This is a genomic window from Mycobacterium sp. Root135 (assembly GCF_001426545.1).
Classification (GTDB): domain Bacteria; phylum Actinomycetota; class Actinomycetes; order Mycobacteriales; family Mycobacteriaceae; genus Mycobacterium.
Genome location: NZ_LMEZ01000009.1, coordinates 46200 through 71506 on the forward strand (window position 1 = coordinate 46200; position 25307 = coordinate 71506).

Consider the following 25307-nt stretch of genomic DNA (forward strand, 5'->3'; position numbering starts at 1 on the left):
GAGGCTGGGGGTTGGCGTGGCCGGCGCCAAGTTGGAACACGTTCCAGTTTCAGTTAGCCTGACGAACTATGCAGGTAGATCCGCGTACCCCGGTCGTCGTCGGCGTCGGACAGTTCACCGAACGCATCGGCACCCCCGACTATCGCGGGATGTCGTCGGTCGACCTCGCCACCGAGGCGGTGCGGGCGGCCCTTGCCGACACCGGTGCCGACGTGGCCGCCGTCGCGCAGTCGATCGAGGTGTTCGCGGGTTTGCGGCAATTCGAGATCTGCACCCCCTTCGACGACCCGGCCCTGGGCGCCTCCGACAACTACGTCCGGTCGGTGGCCCAGCGGGTCGGCGCCGATCCGGCGCGGGCCATCCTGGAGCCGATAGGCGGCAACGGACCGCAGAAGCTGATGACGGAGTTCGCCGCAGCCATCGCCGCCGGTGACCACGAGGTGGTGCTGATCCTCGGCTCGGAGAACGGTTCGACGCTGAAGACCTTCGCGGATCGCGACCACAAGCCAGATCACGGCGAGACCGTCGGCGGCCAACTCGAGGATCGTGGCTACGGCTTCGAGCAATATATGAGTGAGTACACCGCCACACACGGGCTGACGGGTGCGCCCGTGCAATACGGACTGCTCGACAATGCGCGGCGGGCCCGGTTGGGTCTCGGCGTCGAGGACTATCGCCGTCGGATGGCGGCGCTGTTCGCGCCCTTCTCCAAAGTCGCTGCCAAGAACCCATTTTCGTCGTCACCGGTGGAGCGGTCGGTCGACGAAGTCGAGACCGTCACCGACGAGAACCGGATGATCTGCGACCCGTATCCGCGGTTTCTGGTGGCGCGCGACACCGTCAACCAGGGTGCCGCCGCGCTGGTGATGTCGGTGGCCGCCGCCCGCCGCCTCGGGGTGCCCGAGGAGAAGTGGGTCTACCTGCGTGGGCACGCCGACCAGACCGAGCAGGACATGTTGGACCGGGCCGATCTCAGCGTCAGCCACACCGCGAAACAGGCTGTCTCGGAAGCACTTCGGGGTGCAGGCATCGGGATCGACGACGTGGCGACGTTCGACCTCTACAGCTGCTTTCCCTTCCCTGTCTTCGCGGTGTGCGACGAGTTCGGACTCGCCGACGACGACCCGCGGGGGCTCACGCTCACCGGCGGGCTGCCGTACTTCGGAGGGCCGGGAAACAGCTACTCGCTGCACGGCATAGCCGAGACCGTGGTCGAGATGCGGGAACGGCCGGGAACGTTCGGCCTCGTCGGCGCCAATGGTGGTGTCATGAGCAAGTATTCGGCCGGGGTGTACTCCACCGAGCCCGCCGACTGGGAGCCCGACCGCGGCAAGGCGCTACAGGGCGACATCGCGGCGCTGCCGAAGGTGCCGGTCACTCGGACCGTCGACGGGCGGGGAACGATCGAGACCTATTCGGTGCGCTACGACTGGCCGGTCACGACGGGAGTAATCGTCGGGCGACTCGCCGCGGACGGCAGCCGATTCATGGCCCTCACCGATGACGACGACCTGGTGGCGTTGATGACCGGGGGAGACCCGCTCGGCGCCGCGATCACCGTCACGTCGACCGAGGACGGGGTCAACCGCGCGACGCTGGCGTGACGTCCGATCGCGTACAGATCAGGGCCAGTGCGTCATTGGTCGCACTGACTCCGTCGTCGCCGATGACGTCTCGCAGGCGTGCGCGCAGTGCCGTCTTCGCGGCCGGTTCCAGGACGACGTGGTTGGAGTGGGTGAAGACCAGGCTCAACCAGTCCTCGGTGGAGTAGTGAAGCTCCTCGCCGACCTCCACGCGCTCGACCGTGAACTGGCCGCGGCGTAGCAACGCCTGCAACGCGGTCTCGGCGTTGTTCGCCGACGTCGAGGCGGGTGTGGTGACGCCGTACTCCGCGGAGATCCGTTCGAGTCCCCGCCGCGTCGAGTCGCTCGCCATGATGCGGTTCCACATCAACGCCAGCCGACCGCCGGCGGTGAGGAGCGACGCCAGCTTCGGCAGGGCCACCTCGGGGTCGACCCAGTGGAACGACTGCCCGAAGGTGACGAGGTCGAACGAGCGGTCACGGGGCTGCCACTGCTCGAACGTGCTGCGCTCGACCGGGATCCCCTTGGCCAGGCACCGTGCCGCCATCTGCTCGTCGGGTTCGACGGCCAACACCTCGGCCCCGGCGCTCACGAGCTGAGCCGACAGGATGCCGGTGCCCGCCCCGACGTCGAGAACGGTCAGGCCCAGGGTCGTCACCAACCGTTCGATCAACGCCCGCGGGTACCGCGGGCGATGACGGTCGTACTCGTCGGCGACCGAACCGAAGGATTCGGCGCGGCGACGGTCGGTGAAGACGGGGGTTGGCTCGGCCATGTCACCAGGATGCCCGCGGTGTCTGGGAAGCCTCTCAGAAGACCCAGCTGCCCGACGGCCGCAGCACGAAGCCGTGTCGGTTGTCGGCGTCGATGCACGCGACGAGATGGTCGTCGCCGATCACGCACGTTCCGTTCTTGCCGACGACCTTCTGGCCCGCTGAGAGCGGCATCGCCCGGGAGGAGGCGCAGTCGGGTCCGGAACGCTCGAACACGTAGGGGGCGTCCCCGGCAGACGTGTCGGCCTTGCGGACCGAGGGGCACCCGGTGCCTCCAACGGACTGCGGGAGCCCACGGAGGTCACCGCTGCAGACGATGGACGATCGATCCCCGAAGTCGACGACGCAGCTGATCTGATCTGCGGTTCTGAACGACGGCAGGGTGGACTTCGGGTCGTCGGGACTCACCGCGGTGAAGTCGCGCACGTCCGGGAAGCCCGAAGGTGGTTGCGCGGTCTTGGACGTTGGCGAGCACGCGGCGAGCGTGAGTGTCGCGACGGCGATCCAGCGGATCCCCCGCATCAGAAGACCCAACTGCCCGAGGGCTGCAGGACGAAGCCGTGGCCGTTTCGGGTGTCAGTGCAGGCAGTCAATCCATCCTGACCGGCGACGCAGGTGATTTCGAAGGCGGCGTTGGTCACCTTCTGGCCCGCGCTGAGGATGGGATCGGAGCCGGGAACGCACGCGCCGTCCTTCGACCCGAAGACGAACGGCCGTGTCACGTCGCCGCCGTCGTTCTGCACGTTGTCACACCTCCCGGGTCGGTCTGAACGGCCGGGAAAGTCACCCGTACACCACGACGACCCGCCGATCGCACAGCTGATTCCGTCGGTCGTGCGGAAGAACAGATAGCCGTTCGCCCAACGCTCGGCATGGGAGAAGGGGCGGATGAACTGCCCCGGGTCGGTCGCGGTGAACTGATCCAGATTGGGAAAGCCGGGAGGATCGGCGGCGGCTGGCCGGGCCGTCAGGACGGCAAACGTGGCCAGTGTGACCATCGCACTGGGCCAGAAGATCTTGCTGCTCAAAGTTATTCGCCCCACTCAAGTCAATGCGCGACGGTGATGTTGGTCTGATAGGTCTTCGGGTTGTACGGCATGTCCGGCTGGCCAGGTGTCGGAACCCACCCCGGCGGTTTCTCCCACGTGCTGACTCGAAGTTGGACGGTCTCCCTGCCCGTGACGGGGTCGTAGACGGTGTCGACGACGGTCGGGCCGTAGGGTGCGGCGCCGCCCGGCCAGGCGCCCGGGCCCGGAAACAACGGAGTCGCCTTCGCCGTCAGCAGACCCTCCGGCGTGGACGCGGTGACGACTCCGATGGGTTGGTCCCCTGGCACGTTGGGGTCGAAGTTGTCCGAACCGACGAGCATGAAGCCGCCGCCCTTGAGTGCGACGATCTGACTCTCCCGATCGCCGGGCAACCCCTGAATCTCACCCTGGGGTTTGAGCGTCTGCATCCAACCGTTGGGGTTCTTGGGATCGATGGGGTCGGACATGTAGAGCCGCCTGGTGCGGTCGTTGGGTCCGTCGTTGCCGATGATGACCATCCGATTGGTCGCCGGGTCGTAGACGCCGCTGGCCTGGGAGATCCCGGGCAGGACGCCGATGCGCTTCGAGGGGTCGTTCAGGTCGACGACGGTGGTGTCCGGTGTCGCGTAGTTGGGATTCGCCTTGCCGTCTGGCCCGTTGTAGGGCACTTCGCTGTAGAGCGCATATTGCTTTCCGTCGGGTCCGACGATGGTGCCGGTCGGCAGCGGCCGACCACCAGGAACCTCGAGCGGATTGCGTTCGCCGTTCAACGTCGGATATCCGTTGCGGCCGTCGCCGCCGATCTCGATCCCGGTGCCGGGGATGGTCGAGTTCAGATCGCCCTGCGTACCGTCGGGCGTCAGCGGCGTGGGGCCCCCGACGATCTGCGGGTCACCCGGCTTGGGCGCCCCACCTCGGCCGCCTTCCAAGTCGAAGGTCTGCATGGCCTCGGCGACGGCGTCGAGTTGGTGGGCGACGTCCTCGTCGGTCAGCGCGAGCATCATGGCCTTCGCACGGATGTCGGCTTGCAGGTGTGCCGCGGCGATCTTGCGCACCAATGCCAGTGCAGCACTGAAGAATACGGGCATGCGGTCGGTCACCGACAGGTTCTCGCTGACTTCGAAGAACTGGCTGACGGCGTTCTGGATCGCGTCGACCGCGGCGCGCTTGGCGGCGTCGATCACGTCGGCCCCGGCCGTGGCGATCCGCCCGGCCCGTTGCAGCACCGCGAGAGCGCCACGGATCTTGGCGAGGTTGTTCGCGAGCTTGGCCCTGGCCCCGTCGGCACCCGCGCCGCTCCATGGCACGGCGTCGACGGCGTGCTGCGCCCGCGTGTACGTCTGTTCGGTGAGGTCGGATTGGCGCTGCCAGCCCAAGGCAGCCTGACGGAGATGTCCGCTCGACCACCCCTCGACGCGCGACCGGGTGGGTGTCTCGACCATCGCTACCTCGGCGGCTGCATGGTGGTGTCGATCCGATTGGCCTCTTCGGCGTCCCTCGAGGCGTAGTAGCGCGCGCTTCGGGCGACGTCGTCCGCGAACAGCAAGAGGTTCGCCGAGGTTTCGCCGACGACGTGGTTGGCGGCGGCGGTGACACCGACCGCGGCCGGGCCGCTGGGTTGTGCAACGGGTGGCTGCCATTCGTGGGTGACGCCGCCGCTGGTCAACTGATCGCTCAACCCGCTCAACTCACGCGCGACACCCTCCAGCGCCGCGGTGTCGACCTCGAGCGGACTCGTCACGGTCACTACCGTACTGCCCCCGGTACCGCCGTCAGCGCACCAAATCAGACCAGCGCAGCGAGCTTGCCAGCCAACCTCTCCACGTAACCGGCGACCTCGGATTCGGACTTGTCCGGCAACCCGAACAGCACTTCGGTGACGCCGAGATCGGCCCAGCGGGCCAGTTTGTCGGGGTCGGGCTTGAAGTCGAGTGCGACGATCTGCGGCGCTCCCTCGCGGTCGGCGGCGGCCCAGGTGTCCTGCAGCAGCTTCACCGGCGCGTCGATGTCGAAGTCCCGCGGCGTGGTGATCCAGCCGTCGGCCGACTTGGCGATCCACTTGAAGTTCTTCTCGGTGCCCGCGGCCCCGACGAGGACGGGGATGTGCGACTGAACGGGCTTTGGCCAGGCCCAACTCGGGCCGAACTTCACGAATTCGCCGTCGAATTCGGCTTCTTCCTGCGTCCACAGGGCCCGCATGGCCTCCAGGTACTCGCGCAGCATGGTGCGGCGCCGTCCCGGCGGCACATTGTGGTCGGCGAGTTCGTCTGTGTTCCAACCGAATCCGACACCGAGGCTGACGCGGCCACCGGAGAGGTGGTCGAGCGTGGCGATGGACTTGGCGAGCGTGATGCAGTCATGCTCGACGGGCAGGGCCACCGCAGTCGACAACCGCACCTTCGTCGTCACGGCGGCCGCGGTGGCCAGGCTGACCCACGGGTCGAGGGTGCGCATGTAGCGGTCGTCTGGCAGCGACTCGTCGCCCGTGGTGGGGTGCGCAGCCTCCCGCTTGATCGGGATGTGCGTGTGCTCGGGCACGTAGAACGTGTGGAAGCCGTGGTCGTCGGCGAGTTTGGCCGCGGCCGCCGGAGCTATCCCGCGATCGCTGGTGAAGAGAACGAGCCCATAGTCCATGGCCAGAATTAGAACGTGTTCTAGTCCCTGAGCGCAAGGTGGCCCACGTAGACGGCCTCTCGCGATTCGGGTAGCTCCCTACTCGCGCCCCCGCGAACGTGCGACGCAAGAGTTCCTCACATGAACTCCAACCGCTCGATCGGCACCAAGATACGAGAATGGGCGCGGCGATACCTGCCCTGCGAAATCGCCGGCACCACATGCGAAATGGGCGGCGCCGCAATCGCCTACGGGGCCACCGGATCGGTCGCGGCGGCGGCCGTCGTCGCGACCGTCGGAGCCTCCGTCGGCTACTACGCCGCGGCGTACTGGACGGCGGTGCGCATCGCATACCGAGCGCAACCGTCGTCGTCCCGGATGGCGCGCGGGTTGGTCGCGAACGGCCGTGCGCTGCGCAGCATCGCGATCGAGTTCGGTCCGGCCGAGGTGGTCGACAGCCTGGTCATCCGGCCGTTGGCCTTCTACTTCGGACCGATTCTGTTCGGCGGCGTGGTCGCAGGCTGGATCTTCGGCAAGCTGGTCGCCGACGTCGGCTTCTACGTCTTGGCCATCTTCAGCTACGAACGGTTCACCGGTCTGCTTGTCGTCCGGCGCAGGGCCGACGAGGTGGCCCGCGAACCCGCAGCGGTGACAGCAGTCGCGTAGAAGACGTCGCCTTGAAATCTGACCGATCGTTACCCGTGACCGGACTGGCGTCAGCGGCTGAGATGGCCACCATGACGACCGAACGCATCGCCGACCACGTCAAGTTCGCCTACTGGGTGCCCAACGTCAGCGGCGGCCTGGTGACCAGCGACATCGAGCAGCGCACGGACTGGAACTACGAGTACAACAAGAAGCTCGCGCAGACCGCCGAGAACAACGGTTTCGAGTACGCGCTGTCCCAGGTGCGCTACGAAGCCAGCTACGGCGCCGAATTTCAGCACGAATCCACCAGTTTCAGCCTTGCCCTGCTGCTGGCCACCGAGCGGCTGAAGGTGATCGCCGCCGTACACCCCGGCCTGTGGCAGCCCGCCGTGCTGGCCAAGCTCGGCGCCACCGCGGACCATCTGTCGGGCGGCCGATTCGCCGTCAACGTCGTCTCCGGGTGGTTCAAGGACGAATTCACCCACCTGGGGGAGCCGTGGCTCGAACACGACGAGCGTTACCGGCGCAGCGCCGAATTCCTGCAGGTCCTCCGCAAGATCTGGACCGAGGACGACGTGGACTTCCGCGGTGACTTCTACCGAATCCACGACTTCACGTTGAAGCCCAAGCCGCTCAACACCCCGGAACGGCCCAACCCGGAGATCTTCCAGGGCGGCAACTCGACCGCCGCACGGCGCAACGGCGGGCTCTACTCCGACTGGTACTTCTCCAACGGCAAGGACTTCGACGGCATCACCGAGCAGGTCGTCGAGGTCCGTGACCACGCCCGCACCGTCGGTCGCGAGGTCAAGGTCGGGCTCAACGGCTTCATCATCGCCAGGGACTCAGAGAAGGAAGCGAAGGAGGTCCTCAAGGAGATCATCGCGAAGGCCAACAAGCCCGCCGTCGAGGGTTTCCGCGGCGCCGTCCAGCAGGCCGGCAATTCGACAGGCGACAAGAAGGGGATGTGGGCGGACTCGTCCTTCGAGGATCTCGTCCAGTACAACGACGGCTTCCGGACGAAGCTGATCGGCACCCCCGAGCAGGTCGCCGAACGCATCGTCGCGTACCGCAAGCGCGGCGTCGACCTGATCCTCGGCGGCTTCCTGCACTTCCAGGAGGAGATCGAGTACTTCGGCGCCAACGTGTTGCCGTTGGTGCGCGAAATCGAGCAATCCGAAGAGGATTCGCGCAACCAGTCGGCGCTGCTCCCGGCCTGAGCGCGGCTGGCGCCCCGGCCTGCACCCAGGCCGGGTCCATAGCTTGGTGCGCTAGCGTGGGTGAACCAATCGCCCATCGCAGGAGGGGAACATGTCGTATCCATCGGGCCCGCCCGGTAACTCCGGTTACCCGTCTGGGCCGTCCGCGGGGCAGTACAGCGCGCCCACCCAGCAGTTCGGTCACACCCAAGAGGCCGCCACCCCCGCGGGGCCCAGCAGGCTGCCGCAGTACCTCGCCGCTGCCGTCGCCGCCCTCGGCTTGTTCGTCTACCTGGCCAACTTCGGCCCGGTGTTCACCATCAACGCTCCGAACCTCCCCGGCTTCGGCCCCATCGGCGGCTCGGTGAGCACCACGCCGATCGGCATCACCCTCGCCACCGCGGTCGCGCTCGTCGCGGCTCTGCTCGCCGGGTTCAGCCTGCTGCCCAAGCAGGGCAAGTCCGACACCTGGGTCGCCATCCTCTCGGTGCTGGCGCTGCTGCTCGTGCTCTCGCAGATCGTGGGCCTGCCGTCCGGCGTGTCCTTCGGATGGTCGCTGTACCTGATCATCTTGTTCTCGGTGCTCCAGACGATCGCAGCGGTGGCCGCACTGCTGCTGGAGTCCGGCGTCGTCTCCGCGCCCGCGCCCAAGCCGAAGTACGAGCAGAACCCGTACGGCCAGTACGGCGGGCCCGGGCAGTACTACGGTCAGCCTCAGGGCCAGCCGCAGCACGGCGCCCCCCTGCACCAGCAGGGCCCGCCTCAGCGCGGCGGATACTCCCCGCAGCCGTACGGCGGCTACCCGAGCAGCCCGTCCACCGGTGGCTTCGGTGCGCAGCCAGGCGCCCAGTCTCCGTCCCAGCCGGGCCAGCAGAGCGGGTCGCAGCAGAGTGGTCCGCCCACGCCTCCGACGGGGTTCCCCGCCTTTGGTTCACCGCAGGGGTCGCTCGGCTCTCAGCCGACGCAGTCCTTCGAAACGCAGCAACCACAACAGCAGCCTGCGCCGCAATCCACCCCGCCACCGTCATAATCTCTAGCGGCGCGCACACACCCTTCGCGCGTTGGAGATCGTGCGAGGAGCAACGCAGCTAGTGGACAACCGGCCAGTCGGCACACGTCAGGCTCGCGACCTGTTGAGGGTCGCGTTCGGGCCGTCGGCCATCGCACTCGCCGTGATCGCGGCCGTCGTGTTGGTGCAGCTGGTGATCGCCAACAGCGACATGACGGGTGCGTTCGGCGCGATCGCCAGCATGTGGCTCGGCGTCCACGGGGTGCCCGTGTCCATCGGCGGCGCGGAACTCGGCGTCATGCCGCTGCTTCCGATGCTGGCGATGGTGTGGGGGACCGCCCGCACCACGGCAGCCGCGACCAGGGCCGGCACGTCGTGGTTCGTGATCCGGTGGATCGTGGCGTCGGCGCTGGGCGGGCCGTTGTTGATCGCCGCGATCGCCCTCGCCGTGATTCACGACGCGTCCTCCGTGCTGATCGAACTCCAGACGCCCAGCGCGTCGCTCGCGTTCGGCTGCGTGCTGGCCGTTCACCTCGTCGGCGCCCTCGTCGGGGTCGGTCCCCGCGTGACCGGCCGGCTGCTGAGGTTGCCGTACGTACCCGTTTGGTTGCCGGAGGCGTTCCGCGCCGCCTCGGTGGGTGTGCTGGCGCTGTTCGGGCTGTCCGGGGCGATCGCCGCGGGGTCCTTGGTCGTGCACTGGGGCACGATGGACACCCTGTTCGGCATCACGGACTCGGCATTTGGCCAGTTCAGCCTCACGCTGTTGTCGATCCTGTACGCACCGAACGTCATCGTCGGGACCGCGGCCGTCGCCGTCGGCTCCAGTGCGCACGTCGGCCTCGCAACGTTCAGTTCCTTCACCGTGCTGGGTGGCGACGTGCCCGCCCTGCCCATCCTCGCTGCCGTGCCCAGCCCGCCGCTGGGGCCGATCTGGGTGGCGCTGCTGATCGCCGCGGCGGCAGCGGCCGTGGCCCTTGGTCAGCAGTGCGCGCGGCGGTCCGAGCCGCTGCCAGAAGCCGCGGGCAAGTTGACGACCGCGTCCGCCGTCGCGGCCGCCGCGATGGCGCTGCTCGGGTACGCGGGTGGTGGTCGGCTCGGCAACTTCGGCGACGTCGGAGTCGACCAGGCCACGTTCGGTCCCGCGGTGTTCGTGTGGTTCGTCGGGATCGGCGGCCTGACGGTCGTCATGAGCGGTGGCCTCCGGCGTCGACCCAAGGCCCGTCCCGTCCCGGCGGCGACGCCCCCACCGACCCCGGAGCCCGAGGCCGAGCCGGACACGCTGCCCGTGCCGACCGCCGAGGAGACCGAACCCGAGCCCGAGCCGGTTTTCGAGCCGGAGTTGGAGCCCGAGGTGGTTTTCGAGCCGGAGCCCGAACCCGAGGTGGAGTTCGAGCCCGCACGTCCAGCCGATCCGATACGTCCAGCCGATCCAGCACCCCCAGCCGAGCCCGCTCGGCCAGTCGAACCCCGCCCGTCCCGAGCCGCGCCGCGCGACGTCTTCGACTTCGACGACGACCCCGAGGCGCACTACTTCGCCGACGACGACCTTTCGACAGCGGATGACCACACCAGCGACGAGCCGCGGCGTTCCTCCGATTAGGCTGCATCGCGTGCAGCCCCCGCTTCTCGTGCCCCCCAGTGCGCCGGCTCGGCTGATCGTCCTGGCGTCGGGCACCGGTTCGCTGCTTGAATCGATCCTCGCCGCGGCCGTCGGCGACTACCCGGCCCGGGTGGTCGCGGTCGGCACCGACCGGGACTGCCGCGCCCTCGAGATCGCCGAAGCCGCCTCGCTGCCGAGCTTCACCACCCGCGTCGGCGACCATGCCGACCGCGACGCGTGGGACGCTGCGATCACCGATGCTGCGGCCGCGCACCAGCCCGATCTGGTGGTGTCGGCGGGTTTCATGAAGATCCTTGGTCCGCAATTCCTTTCGCGTTTTGCCGGTCGGGTCGTCAACACCCATCCGGCCCTGCTGCCCGCGTTCCCCGGCGCGCACCCCGTGCCCGACACGTTGGCCTACGGCGTGCGGGTCACCGGATGCACGGTGCACCTCGTCGACGCGGGGATGGACACGGGGCCGATCTTGGCGCAGGAGGCCGTCGACGTGCTCGACGACGACGACGAATCGGCTCTGCACGAGCGGATCAAGGTCGTCGAGCGACGACTGCTGGTGGAAGTACTTGCCGCGATGGCAACTCGCGGTGTGACGTGGACAGGACGAAAGGCATTGATCGGATGACTGTGGACGTGGGTACCGGGGACGGCAGGCGGGCGATTCGACGCGCGTTGATCAGCGTGTACGACAAGACCGGCCTCGCCGAACTGGCGCAAGGTCTGCACGAGGCGGGCGTGGCCATCGTCTCGACCGGGTCCACGGCGAAAACCATTGCCGCCAGCGGTGTCCCGGTGACACCGGTCGAGGACGTCACGGGCTTCCCCGAGGTGCTCGACGGCCGCGTGAAGACCCTGCACCCGCGGGTGCACGCCGGGCTGCTGGCCGACACCCGCAAGGCCGAGCACCTCGCCGCGCTCGACGAACTCGGCGTCGCCGCCTTCGAGCTCGTCGTCGTCAACCTCTACCCGTTCACCGAGACCGTCGAGTCCGGCGCGAGCGAGGACGAGTGCGTCGAGCAGATCGACATCGGCGGGCCGTCGATGGTGCGCGCCGCCGCCAAGAACCATCCCAGCGTCGCGGTGGTCGTCGAGCCGCGTGGCTACGACGGTGTGCTCGCCGCGGTGCGCGCGGGCGGCTTCACCCTCGCCGAGCGAAAGCGGTTGGCGTCCCTGGCCTTCCGGCACACCGCCGAATACGACGTCGCCGTGGCCAGCTGGATGGGCTCGGTCGTGGCACCCGAAGCCGACGCCTCGGGGCCACCCGAGTGGTTCGGCGGGACGTGGAAGCGCGCCGCGGTACTTCGCTACGGCGAGAACCCGCACCAGCAGGCGGCGCTCTACCGCGACGACTCGTCGTGGCCGGGGCTGGCGCAAGCGGAGCAGTTGCACGGCAAGGAGATGTCGTACAACAACTACACCGACGCCGACGCCGCATGGCGGGCCGCGTTCGACTACGAGCAGACCTGCGTCGCAATCATCAAGCACGCCAACCCATGTGGCATCGCCGTGTCGTCGGTCTCGGTTGCCGACGCACACCGCAAGGCCCACGAGTGCGACCCCCTGAGCGCATTCGGTGGGGTGATCGCGGCCAACACGACGGTCACCGTGGAGATGGCCACGACGGTCGCCGACATCTTCACCGAGGTCATCATCGCGCCGGCCTACGAGCCGGGTGCGGTCGAAATCCTCGCCGGGAAGAAGAACATCCGCGTGCTGGTCGCCTCCGAGCCTCGGATCGGCGGCGCCGAGTTCCGTCAGGTCAGCGGCGGCCTGCTCGTCCAGCAGCGTGACGCGGTCGACGCCCCCGGCGACGACCCGGCCACCTGGACGCTGGCCACCGGCACCCCCGCCGACCCCGAGACCATGGCCGATCTGGTGTTCGCCTGGCGGGCCTGCCGCGCGGTGAAGTCGAACGCGATCGTCGTCGCCAAGGACGGCGCGACCGTCGGCGTCGGCATGGGTCAGGTCAACCGGGTCGACGCGGCCCGGCTGGCCGTCGAACGGGCCGGCGACCGGGTGCGGGGAGCGGTGGCGTCCTCGGACGCCTTCTTCCCCTTCCCCGACGGGCTCGAGGTGCTGACCGCGGCGGGTGTGACGGCGATCGTCCATCCCGGTGGGTCGATGCGCGACGACGTCGTGACAGAAGCGGCTGCCGCGGCGGGCATCGCGCTGTACCTCACCGGGGCGCGCCACTTCGCGCACTAGGGGCACGTCACGGCGTCGTAATTTCGCTTAGAGCACGGACCTGGTGCCTCGCGGCGCGAACCGTCGTAGCGTGGAGTAGTGACATCACCTAACGATCTCCCCCGCACCCTCGGCGAGCTGCGCGCGTCTGGGCACCGCGAGCGGGGCGTGAAGGCCGAAATACGCGAGAACCTGCTGGCTGCGCTCGGCGAGGGCCGCGACGTGTGGACCGGCATCCTCGGCTTCGAGGACACCGTCATCCCTCAGCTCGAGCGTGCGCTGATCGCCGAACACGACGTCGTCCTGCTCGGCGAACGCGGTCAGGGCAAGACGCGGCTGCTGCGATCGCTGACCAACCTGCTCGACGAGTGGACCCCCGTCATCGAGGGATCCGAGCTGCACGAGCACCCGTACACGCCGATCACGCCCGAGTGGATTCGGCGCGCGGCGGCCTCCGGCGACGACCTGCCCATCTCCTGGCTGCACCGCAGCGAGCGATACACCGAGAAGCTGGCCACCCCGGATACCAGCGTCGCCGACCTCGTCGGCGACATCGACCCCATCAAGGTCGCCGAGGGCCGCAGCCTCGGCGACCCGGAGACCATCGCCTTCGGACTCATCCCGCGGGCGCACCGCGGCATCGTCGCGATCAACGAGCTGCCCGACCTCGCCGAGCGCATCCAGGTCTCCATGCTCAACGTGATGGAGGAGCGCGACATCCAGGTTCGCGGCTACACGCTGCGACTGCCTCTCGACGTTCTCGTCGTCGCCAGCGCCAACCCCGAGGACTACACGAACCGCGGTCGCATCATCACCCCGCTGAAGGACCGCTTCGGCGCGGAGATCCGCACCCACTACCCACAGGCGCTCGAGGCCGAGGTGGGTGTCATCAAGCAGGAGTCCCATCTGCCTGCGGCCGTGCCCGAGTACCTGTTGCAGATCCTGGCTCGGTTCGCGCGCTCGCTGCGCGAATCTCAGTCGATCGACCAGCGCTCCGGGGTGTCGGCGCGGTTCGCCATCGCCGCCGCCGAGACCGTCGCCGCCGCGGCGACCCACCGGTCGGCGATCCTCGGCGAGCAGGACCCCGTCGCCCGGGTGGTCGACTTGAACACCATCGTCGACGTGCTGCGCGGCAAGTTGGAATTCGAGTCTGGTGAGGAAGGCCGTGAACAGGCCGTCCTCGAACACCTGTTGCGGCGCGCGACGGCCGACACGGCGCAGCGGCTGCTCGGCGGCCTCGACGTCGGCCCGCTGGTGACAGCCGTCGAGGAGGGCGCTCCGGTGACGACGGGCGAGCGCGTCTCGGCCAAGGACGTGCTCGCCGCACTTCCGGGACTGCCGGTGGTCGACGCCATCGCCGAGCGGCTCGGCGCCCAGACCGACGGTGAACGCGCCGCCGCCCTGGAGCTGGCCCTGGAGGCGCTGTACCTGGCCAAGCGGATCGACAAGGTCTCTGGGGAGGGCGAAACCATTTATGGTTAAGCGCATTTCGCGGTATTCGCGCTACTCCGGCGGGCCCGACCCGCTGGCTCCTCCGGTCGACCTGCGCGAGGCGCTGGAACAGATCGGGCAGGACGTCATGGAGGGCAGTTCGCCGCGACGTGCACTCTCCGAGCTGATGCGGCGCGGCACCCAGAACACGAGGGGTGCCGACCGGTTGGCCGCCGAAGCCAACAGCAAGCGTCGGAAACTGTTGCAGCAGAACAATCTCGACGGCACGCTGCAGGACATCAAGAAGCTGCTCGACGAGGCAGTCCTGGCCGAGCGCAAGGAACTGGCGCGTGCCCTCGACGACGACGCCCGGTTCAACGAGCTTCAGCTGCAAGCCCTTCCGTCGTCGCCCGCGAAGGCCGTTCAGGAGCTCGCCGAGTACGACTGGCGCAGCGACGAGGCGCGGCAAAAGTACGAGCAAATCAAGGACCTCATGGGTCGTGAGATGCTCGACCAACGCTTCGCGGGCATGAAGGAGGCGCTGGAGAACGCCACCCACGAGGACCGGCAGCGCGTCAACGACATGCTCGACGACCTCAACGAGTTGTTGGACAAGCATGCCAGCGGCCAGGATTCGCCTGAGGACTTTCAGGAGTTCATGGCCAAGCACGGCGAGTTCTTCCCCGAGAACCCGAAGAACATCGACGAGCTCCTCGACTCACTGGCCAAGCGGGCCGCCGCCGCGCAGCGGTTCCGCAACAGCCTGTCGCCCGACCAGCGGGCCGAGCTGGATGCCTTGGCGCAGCAGGCCTTTGGCTCGCCGTCGCTGACCAACGCACTCGACAAGCTGGATCAGCACCTGCAGAATGCGCGGCCCGGTGAGGACTGGCAGGGGTCGGAGCGGTTCAACGGCGACAACCCCATGGGCATGGGGGAGGGCGCGCAGGCGTTGGCCGACATCGGGGAGCTCGAGCAGCTCGCCGAGCAGCTGAGCCAAAGCCACGCCGGCGCGCAGATGGACGACGTCGACCTCGACATGCTGGCCCGCCAACTCGGCGACCAAGCGGCCGTCGACGCCCGCACGTTGTCCGAACTCGAACGCGCACTGATGAACCAGGGGTTCCTCGACCGGGACGCCGACGGTCAATGGCGGCTGTCGCCGAAGGCCATGCGTCAGCTGGGTCAGATGATCCTTCGCGATGTGGCGCAACAACTCTCGGGTCGCCACGGGGAACGCGACACTCGTCGCGCCGGTGCGGCCGGTGAACTGACCGGCGCCACCCGGCCGTGGCAGTTCGGCGACACCGAGCCGTGGAACGTCACGCGCACGCTGACCAATGCGGTGCTGCGACAGGCCGGTGCGGGTGTAGCGGAGCTGCCGATGCAGATCACCGTCGACGACGTCGAGATCTCCGAGACCGAGCAGCGCACCCAGTCGGCGGTGGCCCTGCTGGTCGACACGTCGTTCTCGATGGTGATGGAGAACCGCTGGCTCCCCATGAAGCGCACCGCGCTGGCGTTGCACCAACTGATCAGCACCCGATTCCGTTCCGACGATCTGCAGATCATCGCGTTCGGCCGGTATGCGCGGACCGTCAGCGCCGCCGAACTGACCGGGCTGGAGGGCGTGTACGAGCAGGGCACCAACCTGCACCATGCGTTGGCCTTGGCGTCGCGCCACCTGCGCCGCCACCCCAACGCCCAGCCGGTGGTCCTCATCGTCACCGACGGCGAGCCGACGGCACACCTCGAGGACTACGGCGACGGTGACGGCACGCAGGTCTACTTTGATTACCCGCCGCACCCGCGCACCATCGCCCACACCGTCAAGGGCTTCGACGAAATCTCGCGACTTGGCGCGCAGGTGACGATCTTCCGGCTGGGCAGCGACCCGGGGCTGGCACGATTCATCGACCAGGTGGCCCGCCGGGTGGAGGGGCGCGTCGTGGAGCCCGATCTCGACGGGCTGGGTGCCGCCGTCGTCGGCGACTACCTACGCTCCCGCCGGAGGCGCTGACGCTACTGCTGGGCCTTGCGCTTCTTGCGCTTGATCCCGACGCTTCCCCACAGCGAGAACCCGCGAATCGTGACGTGGGGGGCGCCGGGGGAGCCCTCGTCGGCGAGGTGGTCGAAGGCGCCCATCACGCCGACACCGCGCACGACGACGTTCACTTCCGGCGGCAGCAGAATGGTCTGGCCGCCGAAGATCGAGTACGAGTGGATTTCCACGTCGGCGGCGGTGAAGTCGGCGTAGCGAAGGTCGATGACGCCGCCGCCGAACACGGTCACCGACGTCAGGCGCTTGGGGACGTTCCACCGACCGCGCCGCTCGAAACCGCTCATGATCGCCAGGAGCAGCGTCGACGGGGCGGGTTGGCCAGGTCCGATCGCGGGCGCCGTGGTGGCGATGCCCGGCAGATCGGAGCTGAGGCGGTCGAGCTCGTCGAACGTCTGGGCCGCGTAGGCCTTCTTCAGCCGGTCCTCGTACTCGCTCATTTCGAGGCGGCCCTGTGCGACGGCATCGGTGAGCAACTGTGCCACCTGAATGCGATCGGTGTCGGCAGCACGCATCGACCCGTATCGCGACGCTCCATTGCTCATCGACGTCGAGCCTACGACGATCGGTCAGACATGCAAGGTGCCGTGCAAGGAAGTCAGCTAAATCATGGCGCCGTCGGCGCACCGACCCACCTCGGTGGGCGCTTCTCGAAGAAGGCCGTCATGCCTTCACGGGCCTCCTCGGAGACGAACAACGTTGCCGACTGCGTGGTCAGCGCCTCGGCGTTGGCGTCGAAGCTGGCGAGGATCGACGCCGTCGTCAACGCCTTCGACGCTGCCAAGCCCTGCGGTGACCCCTTCGTGACGTCGGCCACCAGTTGGTCGACGGCGGCGGCGACGGCCTCGGCAGAGTCGGTAGCGACGGAGACCAAACCGATGTCCCGCGCCTCCGCCGGGCCGAACTTCTCTCCCGTGAGGAAGTAGCGCCCCGCGGCCCTGGCGGACATCTTCGGCAGCAACGTCAACGAGATGATCGACGGGGCGACGCCGATGCGCGCCTCGGTCAGCGCGAAGGTGCTCGACGGTCCGGCGACGACGACGTCGCACGCGCCGATCAGACCGAGGCCACCCGCCCGCACGTGGCCGTCCACCGCGCCGATGACCGGCATCGGCGAGGCGACCAACGCGCGCAGTAGCTCGGCCATCTCGCGGGCCCGGTCGGTGGCCAGGTCGCCGGGATCGCGGCCGGCGGCCTCACTGAGATCGGCGCCTGCGCAGAACGTGCCGCCGGTGTGGCCGAGCACCACGCAGCGGACGTCCGGGTCCGCCGCCGCCGCCGATAGGCCGTCGTGGAGCTGCTGAACCAGGGCCGTCGACAGGGCGTTGCGGTTGTGCGGCGAGTCCAACGTCAGGCGCGCGACTGCGCCCCGAACCTCGTAGGCGACCAGCATCAGTAGGACCGGGGGAGGCCGAGCGACGTCTGGGCGACGAAGTTCAGGATCATCTCCCGGCTCACCGGTGCGATGCGGGCCAGGCGGGACGCGGTCAGCACCGAAGCGATGCCGTACTCCTTGGTCAACCCGTTGCCGCCGAGGGATTGCACGGCCTGGTCGACGGCGCGCACCGACGCCTCACCGGCGGCGTACTTGGCCATGTTCGCCGCTTCGGCGGCCCCGCCGTCGTCACCGAGGTCGTAGAGCGTGGCGGCCTTCTGCATCATCAACTTGGCCAGCTCGATCTCGATGTGGTTCTGCGCCAAGGGGTGTGAGATGCCCTGGTGCGCGCCGATCGGCGTCTTCCACACCTGCCGGGTCTTCACGTAGTCGGTGGCCTTGTTGATCGCGAAGCGTCCCATGCCGACCGCGCTGGCCGCGCCCATGATGCGCTCGGGATTCAGGCCTGCGAACAGCTGCGCGATCGCGGCGTCCTCCGAACCGACCAGGGCGTCGGCGGGCAGCCGCACGTCGTCGAGGAACAACTGGAACTGGTTCTCCGGGCTGACGATCTCCATGTCGATCTTGGTCCACGACATACCGGGGGTGTCGGTGGGCACGACGAACAGCGCCGGCTTGAGGTTGCCCGTCTTCGCCTCGGCCGTGCGACTCACCACGAGCACCGCCTGCGCCTGGTCGACGCCGGAGATGTAGACCTTCTGGCCGGACAGGATCCAGTCGTCGCCGTCGCGGCGGGCCGTCGTGGTGATCCTGTGCGAGTTGGATCCGGCGTCCGGCTCGGTGATGGCGAACGCCATGGTGATCGAACCGTCGGCGATCCCGGGCAGCCAGCGCTGCTTCTGCTCTTCGGTGCCGTACTTGGCGATGATCGTGCCGTTGATGGCAGGGGAGACGACCATCATCAGCAGCGCGCAGCCGCCTGCGGACATCTCCTCCATGACGAGCGACAGCTCGTACATCCCAGCGCCGCCGCCGCCGTACTCCTCGGGCAGGTTCACCCCGATGAACCCCAGTTTGCCTGCCTCGCTCCACATTTCGGTGGTGTGCTCACCGGCGCGAGCCTTCTCCAGGTAGTACTCCGACCCGTAGCTCGCGGACATGGCCGCAACGGCCTTGCGCAGCTGCTGCTGTTCGTCGGTTTCGATGAAACTCATGCGGGATCTCCTTGGGGATTGTCGATGCGAGCGAGCACGGCGCCGACGTCGACTTGTTGACCGGCCGTCACGTTCAGTTCGGCGAGCACGCCGTCGCCGGGCGCGGCGATGGTGTGCTCCATCTTCATGGCCTCCAGCCAGATCAGCGGCTGGCCGGTGGTGACAGCGTCGCCGACGGCCGCGGCGATCCTGGTCACCGAACCCGGCATCGGCGCCAAGAGCGAGCCCTTGGCGACGGCCAAGTCGGGGTCGGGGAAGCGAGGGAGCGCCACCAGGTGGACGGGCCCGAGCGGACCGTCGACGAAGACGTGCTCACCGTAGCGCGCCACGTCGAACGGTCGCTCGACACCGTTGGCGCCCAGCACGATCCGGCCCGGCGCCGCCGACACCAGGGTCACGGCGTCTGCGCCGTCGAGCTCCAGCCCGGCGCGGCCGAACCGGTAGCGCACCTCGTGCTCGTCGCCGACGTCGTCGAGATAGCGCTTGGTCTGGAAGCCGGACGCGAGGTTGCGCCAGCCGCTCGGTAGCTGACCCATCACGGTTGCGGCCCTTCGGTTGTCGTGAGCGTCGGCGAGGGCGGCCGCCAGCGCCGACAGTGCGGTCGTCGACGGGTCGGCCAAGGGTGCAGCCAGCGCGGCCAGCCCGTGGGTCTCGAAGAACGCGGTGTCGGTCGCCCCGTCGAGGAACGCAGGATGCCGCAGCACGTTGACCAGCAGATCGCGGTTGGTGCGGATGCCGTGCAGGTGGGTGCGGGCCAGCGCGTCGGCCAGGATGGCCACGGCTTGCCTCCGGCTGGGGGCGAAGGAGATGACCTTGGCCAGCATGGGGTCGTAGAACACCGACACCGCGGACCCGTCGACCACGCCGGAGTCGACGCGGACGCCAGCACGGCCCAGCACCGAGAACTCGGTCGCCGTCGATGGCACCTCGAACCGGTGGACGGGGCCGGCCTGTGGTTGCCAGTCCTTCGCGGGGTCCTCGGCGTAGAGCCGAGCCTCGATCGAATGACCAAGCGAAGCAGGTGGTTCCGCGTCGAGCCGGCCGCCGTCGGCGACCAGCAGTTGCAGCTCGACGAGGTCGAGCCCGGTGGTCTCCTCGGTGACGGGGTGCTCGACCTGCAGGCGGGTGTTCATCTCCAGGAAGTAAAAGGACCCGGAGTCTGGACCATCCGAGGACGCCATGAACTCGACGGTCCCCGCGCCGGTGTAGCCAATGGCCTCGGCCGCCAGGCGCGCCGCGGTGAACAGCTTGGCGCGCATGCCCGGGGTGCGCTCGACGAGCGGCGACGGGGCCTCCTCGACGATCTTCTGGTGGCGGCGCTGGATCGAGCACTCCCGCTCGCCGACCGACCACACGGTGCCGTGCGCGTCGGCCATGATCTGCACCTCGACGTGGTGACCGGCGGCAAGGTAGCGCTCGCAGAACACTTCTCCGTCGCCGAACGCGGACTCGGCCTCCCGGCGGGCGGCCTCGGCCTGCGAGGCCAACTCCGCGAGCTCGCGGACCACCCGCATGCCGCGGCCGCCGCCGCCTGCGGACGCCTTGATCAGCACCGGCAGTTGGTCGGCGGTCACGGCGTCTGGATCCAGTTCGTCGAGCACCGGAACGCCCGCGGCGGCCATCATCTTCTTGGCCTCGATCTTGCTGCCCATCGCCCGTACCGCGGCAACCGGCGGCCCGATCCACGTGAACCCGGCGTCCTGCACGGCGGCGGCGAATTCGGCGTTCTCGGAAAGGAATCCGTAGCCGGGATGGACGGCGTCCGCGTCGGCGGCCCGAGCCGCCGCGATCAGCTGGTCGGCGTCGAGGTAGCCGTTGCGGCCGTCCAGGCGCACCCGGACGTCGGCCTCAGTGACGTGCGGCGAGTCGGCGTCGGGGTCGGTGTAGACCGCGACGGTGCCGATGCCCAGCCTGCGGCAGGTGGTGAAGACGCGGCGGGCGATCTCGCCGCGGTTGGCGACCAATACGCGCTGAATCACTTCTCTCCTCCCGCGATTTGTGGAGCCTGAGCGGCGCTCACCGCCGGTAGCACTCCACAAATCGCGTGGGTGGGGGACATTCGGGCGCTCACATCCGGAAGACGCCGAAGTTCGACGTCCCCTCGATCGGTCCGGTCGCGATGGCGGACAGACACATTCCCAACACCGTGCGGGTGTCCCTGGGGTCGATGACACCGTCGTCGAACATGCGGCCGGACAGGAACATCGGCAGGGACTCGGCTTCGATCTGCGACTCGATTGCGGCGCGAAGGGCGGCGTCGGCGTCCTCGTCGACCTGCTGGCCGCGAGCCTCGGCGGCCGCGCGGCTGACGATCGAGATGACACCCGCGAGCTGAGCGCCGCCCATGACGGCCGACTTGGCACTGGGCCAGGCGAACAGGAAGCGTGGATCGTAGGCCCGCCCGCACATGCCGTAATGGCCTGCGCCGTAGGACGCGCCGAGCAGCAGCGAGATGTGCGGCACCGTCGAGTTGGAGACCGCGTTGATCATCATCGAGCCGTGCTTGATCATGCCGCCTTCCTCGTACGCCTTGCCGACCATGTACCCGGTGGTGTTGTGCAGGAACAACAGTGGTGTGTCGGAGCGGTTGGCCAGTTGGATGAACTGCGTCGCCTTCTGTGACTCCTCGCTGAACAACACCCCTCGGGCGTTGGCCAGGATGCCGATCGGATAGCCGTGCAGTGTCGCCCAGCCCGTCACCAGCGACCCGCCGTAGAGCGGCTTGAACTCGTCGAACTCGGAGGCGTCGACGATCCGGGCGATCACGTCGCGGGGGTCGAACGGAACGCGGAGGTCGGCGGGGACGATGCCGATCAGTTCGTCGGCGTCGAACAGCGGCTCGGTCACCGGGCCGGGTCGCGGGCCAGCCTTGTGCCAGTTGAGCCTGGCCACGATGCGGCGTCCGATGCGGATGGCGTCGAGTTCGTCGTTGGCCAGGTAGTCGGCCAAACCCGAGGTGCGGGCGTGCATCTCGGCCCCGCCGAGGGACTCGTCGTCGGACTCCTCGCCAGTGGCCATCTTCACCAGCGGTGGCCCGGCGAGGAACACCTTCGACCGTTCCTTGATCATCACCACGTGGTCGGACATGCCGGGCACGTACGCGCCGCCTGCGGTCGAGTTGCCGAACACCAGCGCGATGGTGGGGATGCCCGCGGCCGACAACCGGGTCAGGTCGCGGAACATCTGGCCGCCGGGGATGAACACTTCCTTTTGCGTCGGCAGGTCCGCGCCGCCGGATTCCACCAGCGAGATCACGGGAAGCCGGTTCTCGCGGGCGATCTGGTTGGCGCGCAGAATCTTTCGCAGCGTCCAAGGATTGCTGGTGCCGCCCTTCACGGTGGGGTCGTTGGCGACCACCAGGCATTCGACGCCCTCGACCACGCCGATGCCCGTGACCACGCTGGCCCCCACGTGGAAGTCGCTGCCCCACGCGGCCAGCGGGCTGAGCTCGAGGAAGGGGGAGTCGGCGTCGACGAGCAGTTCGACGCGCTCGCGCGGGGTCAGCTTGCCGCGGGCGTGGTGGCGCTCGACGGACTTCGCGCTGCCGCCTGCCAGCGCCTTGGCGTGCTCGGTGTCGAGTTCGGCCAACTTGGCGGTCATGGCGGTGGCCGCGTCGGCGAACGCAGCGCCCGTCACGTCGACCAGTGACTTGAGTGGGCTCACGCCTGATATCCAAGCGTCTTGGCCGCCAAGCCGGTGAGGATTTCGGTGGTCCCACCGCCAATGCCCAGGATGCGCATGTCGCGGTACTGCCGTTCGACCTCGGACTCGGCCATGTAGCCCATGCCGCCGAACAGTTGGACGGCCGCGTTGGCGACCCACTCACCCGACTCGACGGCGGTGTTCTTGGCGTGGCACACCTCGGTGATCAGGTTGGTCTCGCCCTCGAGTTGCCGCTCCACCAGGTACCGGGTGTACACCCGCGCCACGTCGACCCGCCGCGCCATCTCGGCGAGCGTGTTCTGCACCGACTGGCGCGAAATCAGCGGTCGTCCAAAGGTTTCCCGGTTGCGGCACCACTCGACGGTCAGGTCGAGGCAGCGCTGGGCGCTGGAGTACGCCTGCGCGGCCAGCCCGACCCGCTCCGAGACGAATGCACCCGCGATCTGCAGAAAGCCGGTGTTCTCGACACCGATCAGGTTGGCAACGGGCACCCGGACGTCGGTGTAGGACAGCTCGGCGGTGTCCGAGGAGCGCCACCCCATCTTCTCCAGCTTGCGGCTGACCTCGAAACCGGGAGTGCCCTTGTCGACGACGATGAGCGACACCCCGCCCGCGCCGGGGCCACCGGTGCGCGCGGCGGTCACGACGTAGTCCGCCCGGACACCGGAGGTGATGTAGGTCTTGGCGCCGTTGACGACGTAGTCATCGCCGTCGCGGACGGCCTTCGTCGTCAGGTGGCCGACGTCCGATCCGCCGCCCGGCTCGGTGATCGCCAGCGCGCCGATCTTGTCCCCGCGCAGCGTGGGCCGCACGTAGGTGTCGATCAGACGCTGGTCACCAGAGGCGACCATGTGCGGCACGGCGATCCCACAGGTGAACAGCGACGCGAACACGCCGCCGGGCACGCCAGCCTGGTGAAGTTCCTCGCAGATGACGACCGCGTCGGCACCGTCGCCGCCCTCGCCGCCGACCGACTCCGGCAGGCTGGCGCCGAGCAACCCGGCGTCACCCGCCTTGCGGTGCAGTTCACGCGGGATGTCGCCGGTGCGCTCCCACTCGGCGGCGTAGGGGAGGATGTCGCGTTCGGCGAAGGCGCGCACCGTCTTTCGGAGCTGCTCGCGTTCTGGGGTGGTCCACACGCTCATGAAAGGAAGGCCTCCGGTAGGTCGACGTGGCGGGAGCGCAACCATTCGCCGAGCCCCTTGGCCTGGGGGTCGAAGCGGGCCTGGTGGGCCACCCCCTTGCCGAGGATGCCCTCGATGACGAAGTTGACGGCGCGCAGGTTGGGCAACAGGTAACGGGTGACGGGCAGATCCCTTGTCTCCGGGAGCAACTCGCGTAGGGCGTCGACGGTGAGCTTGTGCGCCAGCCAACGCCACTCGTCGTGGGTTCGTACCCACACCCCGACGTTCGCGTTGCCGCCCTTGTCGCCGCTGCGCGCGCCGGCCACCAGGCCAAGGGGTGCCCGACGGGTCGGTCCGGCTGGCAGCGGTGGCGGGAGCGGGGCCGGGTCGACGGGCGCGAGTTCCCGGGTGGGCGACGCTGCGGGAATCGACGTGCGGCCGCCGTCGGCGTGCACCGCGACGTGCGGCACGTCGGTGGCGTCGACGTAGCCGGCGGTGAACACGCCGTACACCTGACCGTCACCGGGCGGCGCCGTCGTGGTGAAACCCGGATAGCTGGCCAGAGCCAATTCGACTGCGGCCGAGGAGAACTGGCGGCCGACAACCTTCGGGTCGGAGTCGCGGACCACGCAACGCAACAGTGCGCTCGCCGACTCCTCGGTGTCGGCGTCGGGATGGTCGGTGCGCGCCAGCGTCCACTCCAACTCGGCGGGCCGCACCGTCAGCCCGGCCTCCAGTTGGCGCCGCACCAGGTCGGCCTTGGCCTCGACGTCCAGGCCGGTCAACACGAACGTCATCGCGTTGCGGAACCCGCCGACCGCGTTCAACGACACCTTGAGCGTCGGCGGCGGCTCCTCGCCACGGACGTCGCTGATGCGGACGCGGTCGGGGCCGTCGTCGCTCAAGTGGAGGCTGTCCACCCGCAGCGTGGCGTCGGGGTTGGCGTAGCGCTCGCCGCCGATCTCGTACAGCAGCTGGGCGGTGACGGTGTCGACGCTGACCAGCCCGCCGGTGCCGGGATGCTTCGTGATGACCGAGGACCCGTCGGCCTCGATCTCGGCGATCGGGAACCCGGGGTGCATCAGATCGGGAACGGTGTCGAAGAACGCGAAGTTGCCGCCCGTCGCCTGGGTGCCGCACTCGATGACGTGCCCCGCGGCGACCGCCCCGGCGATGGCGTCGACGTCGGAAGGGGCCCAACCGAAGTGGGCCGCCGCGGGCCCGACGATCACCGAGGCATCGGTGACTCGGCCCGTGACGACGACGTTGGCGCCCGCGTCGAGACAGTCGACGATGCCCCAGGCGCCCAGATAGGCGTTGGCGGCGAGCACGTCGTCGGCGAAACCGAATTCGGCGCGGCGGGCGACGAGATCGTCACCCTCGACGTGCGCGACGTTCACCGGAAGACCGAGCCGCTCGGCGAGGGCTCGGACGGCGGCCGCCAAACCGGCCGGGTTGAGGCCGCCGGCGTTGGCGACGATCTTGACGCCGTTGTCCAGTGCGGTGCCGAGGCTTTCCTCGAGCTGGGTGAGGAAGGTCTTGGCGTAGCCGCGGTCCGGGGACTTGGCGCGGTCTCGGGCCAGGATCAGCATCGTCAGCTCGGCGAGGTAGTCGCCGGTGAGGTAGTCGAGCTCTCCGCCGGTAACCATCTCCCGCATGGCGGCGTGGCGGTCGCCGTAGAAGCCCGAGCAGTTTCCGATGCGAACTGCGCTAGTGCCCTGCGGACTCACCCAAGAGCTCCTGTCGTCGTCGACGGATCAACCAACCGGTAGGCCGGTAGGTTAGCCGGTACCACCGGTACTGCGTCAAGGGGTGTGCGGCCGTTTTTGGA

Annotated in this window: 22 protein-coding genes; 9 read left to right on the forward strand and 13 right to left on the reverse strand. The window is 68.7% G+C overall.

Annotation, left to right across the window (positions count from 1 at the left end; translation table 11 throughout):
- Nucleotides 1-68: 68 nt before the first annotated feature.
- Nucleotides 69-1604: an acetyl-CoA acetyltransferase gene (locus ASD37_RS25890; protein WP_056558495.1), complete on the forward strand. Its 1536-nt coding sequence runs from the start codon at nucleotides 69-71 to the stop codon at nucleotides 1602-1604.
- Here ASD37_RS25890 and ASD37_RS25895 read toward each other — a convergent pair.
- Genes ASD37_RS25895 through ASD37_RS25920 form a run of 6 tightly spaced genes read right to left on the reverse strand, consistent with a single transcriptional unit; the run spans nucleotide 1582 to nucleotide 6018 of the window.
- Entirely contained in the window at nucleotides 1582-2358 is a 777-nt protein-coding gene (locus ASD37_RS25895) for a bifunctional 2-polyprenyl-6-hydroxyphenol methylase/3-demethylubiquinol 3-O-methyltransferase UbiG (protein WP_056558499.1), read from the reverse strand. The genes ASD37_RS25890 and ASD37_RS25895 overlap by 23 nt on opposite strands.
- A 34-nt stretch (nucleotides 2359-2392) precedes the next feature.
- The gene (locus tag ASD37_RS25900; RefSeq protein WP_056558502.1) at nucleotides 2393-2878 is read right to left on the reverse strand and encodes a hypothetical protein; all 486 of its coding nucleotides are present in this window, start codon (nucleotides 2876-2878) and stop codon (nucleotides 2393-2395) included.
- Nucleotides 2878-3384, reverse strand: a complete 507-nt coding sequence (locus ASD37_RS25905; protein ID WP_056558505.1) for a hypothetical protein — start codon at nucleotides 3382-3384, stop codon at nucleotides 2878-2880. Before ASD37_RS25905 ends, ASD37_RS25900 begins: the two co-directional genes overlap by 1 nt.
- A gap of 20 nt (nucleotides 3385-3404) precedes the next feature.
- The gene (locus ASD37_RS25910) at nucleotides 3405-4826 is read right to left on the reverse strand and encodes a hypothetical protein (protein WP_056558508.1); all 1422 of its coding nucleotides are present in this window, start codon (nucleotides 4824-4826) and stop codon (nucleotides 3405-3407) included.
- Nucleotides 4827-4828: 2 nt separating this feature from the next.
- Nucleotides 4829-5125: a hypothetical protein gene (locus ASD37_RS25915; protein ID WP_156721110.1), complete on the reverse strand. Its 297-nt coding sequence runs from the start codon at nucleotides 5123-5125 to the stop codon at nucleotides 4829-4831.
- 44 nt (nucleotides 5126-5169) lie between these two features.
- Nucleotides 5170-6018 carry an LLM class F420-dependent oxidoreductase gene (locus ASD37_RS25920; protein WP_056558515.1) on the reverse strand — a complete coding sequence of 283 codons (849 nt, stop codon included), beginning with the start codon at nucleotides 6016-6018 and terminating at the stop codon, nucleotides 5170-5172.
- Between the two features lie 120 nt (nucleotides 6019-6138).
- Between ASD37_RS25920 and ASD37_RS25925 the strand changes: the two genes are divergently transcribed.
- The 8 genes from ASD37_RS25925 (at nucleotide 6139) to ASD37_RS25960 (ending at nucleotide 16100) form a co-directional block, all read left to right on the forward strand.
- Complete coding sequence (locus ASD37_RS25925) at nucleotides 6139-6663, forward strand: hypothetical protein (RefSeq protein ID WP_056558518.1); 525 nt, start codon at nucleotides 6139-6141, stop codon at nucleotides 6661-6663.
- A 71-nt stretch (nucleotides 6664-6734) separates the two neighbouring features.
- Nucleotides 6735-7865, forward strand: a complete 1131-nt coding sequence (gene sfnG / locus ASD37_RS25930) for a dimethylsulfone monooxygenase SfnG (RefSeq protein WP_056559919.1) — start codon at nucleotides 6735-6737, stop codon at nucleotides 7863-7865.
- A 91-nt stretch (nucleotides 7866-7956) separates the two neighbouring features.
- Nucleotides 7957-8874, forward strand: coding sequence for a DUF5336 domain-containing protein (locus tag ASD37_RS25935; RefSeq protein ID WP_056558522.1), 918 nt, complete (start codon nucleotides 7957-7959; stop codon nucleotides 8872-8874).
- A 61-nt stretch (nucleotides 8875-8935) separates the two neighbouring features.
- Nucleotides 8936-10453 carry a DUF6350 family protein gene (locus tag ASD37_RS25940; RefSeq protein WP_056558526.1) on the forward strand — a complete coding sequence of 506 codons (1518 nt, stop codon included), beginning with the start codon at nucleotides 8936-8938 and terminating at the stop codon, nucleotides 10451-10453.
- 10 nt (nucleotides 10454-10463) lie between these two features.
- Nucleotides 10464-11093: a phosphoribosylglycinamide formyltransferase gene (gene purN / locus ASD37_RS25945; protein WP_056558529.1), complete on the forward strand. Its 630-nt coding sequence runs from the start codon at nucleotides 10464-10466 to the stop codon at nucleotides 11091-11093.
- Between the two features lie 8 nt (nucleotides 11094-11101).
- Entirely contained in the window at nucleotides 11102-12673 is a 1572-nt protein-coding gene (gene purH / locus ASD37_RS25950; protein WP_200960014.1) for a bifunctional phosphoribosylaminoimidazolecarboxamide formyltransferase/IMP cyclohydrolase, read from the forward strand.
- 78 nt (nucleotides 12674-12751) lie between these two features.
- On the forward strand, nucleotides 12752-14134 hold the full coding sequence (locus ASD37_RS25955; RefSeq protein WP_056558536.1) for a sigma 54-interacting transcriptional regulator: 1383 nt from the start codon (nucleotides 12752-12754) through the stop codon (nucleotides 14132-14134).
- Nucleotides 14127-16100, forward strand: coding sequence for a VWA domain-containing protein (locus tag ASD37_RS25960; protein WP_056558540.1), 1974 nt, complete (start codon nucleotides 14127-14129; stop codon nucleotides 16098-16100). Before ASD37_RS25955 ends, ASD37_RS25960 begins: the two co-directional genes overlap by 8 nt.
- Nucleotides 16101-16102: 2 nt before the next feature.
- Here ASD37_RS25960 and ASD37_RS25965 read toward each other — a convergent pair whose 3' ends face one another.
- The 7 genes from ASD37_RS25965 to ASD37_RS25995 form a co-directional block, all read right to left on the reverse strand.
- Complete coding sequence (locus ASD37_RS25965; protein ID WP_056558543.1) at nucleotides 16103-16684, reverse strand: DUF1707 domain-containing protein; 582 nt, start codon at nucleotides 16682-16684, stop codon at nucleotides 16103-16105.
- Nucleotides 16685-16746: 62 nt separating this feature from the next.
- Nucleotides 16747-17532: an enoyl-CoA hydratase family protein gene (locus tag ASD37_RS25970; protein ID WP_056558546.1), complete on the reverse strand. Its 786-nt coding sequence runs from the start codon at nucleotides 17530-17532 to the stop codon at nucleotides 16747-16749.
- On the reverse strand, nucleotides 17532-18689 hold the full coding sequence (locus tag ASD37_RS25975) for an acyl-CoA dehydrogenase family protein (RefSeq protein ID WP_056558550.1): 1158 nt from the start codon (nucleotides 18687-18689) through the stop codon (nucleotides 17532-17534). The genes ASD37_RS25970 and ASD37_RS25975 overlap by 1 nt, the downstream gene beginning before the upstream one ends.
- Nucleotides 18686-20668, reverse strand: coding sequence for a biotin carboxylase N-terminal domain-containing protein (locus ASD37_RS25980; protein ID WP_056558553.1), 1983 nt, complete (start codon nucleotides 20666-20668; stop codon nucleotides 18686-18688). The genes ASD37_RS25975 and ASD37_RS25980 overlap by 4 nt, the downstream gene beginning before the upstream one ends.
- Before the next feature lie 88 nt (nucleotides 20669-20756).
- The gene (locus ASD37_RS25985) at nucleotides 20757-22289 is read right to left on the reverse strand and encodes an acyl-CoA carboxylase subunit beta (RefSeq protein ID WP_200960015.1); all 1533 of its coding nucleotides are present in this window, start codon (nucleotides 22287-22289) and stop codon (nucleotides 20757-20759) included.
- Between the two features lie 59 nt (nucleotides 22290-22348).
- On the reverse strand, nucleotides 22349-23497 hold the full coding sequence (locus tag ASD37_RS25990; RefSeq protein ID WP_056558560.1) for an acyl-CoA dehydrogenase family protein: 1149 nt from the start codon (nucleotides 23495-23497) through the stop codon (nucleotides 22349-22351).
- Entirely contained in the window at nucleotides 23494-25206 is a 1713-nt protein-coding gene (locus ASD37_RS25995; protein WP_255354944.1) for an acyclic terpene utilization AtuA family protein, read from the reverse strand. Before ASD37_RS25995 ends, ASD37_RS25990 begins: the two co-directional genes overlap by 4 nt.
- Between the last annotated feature and the right edge of the window lie 101 nt (nucleotides 25207-25307).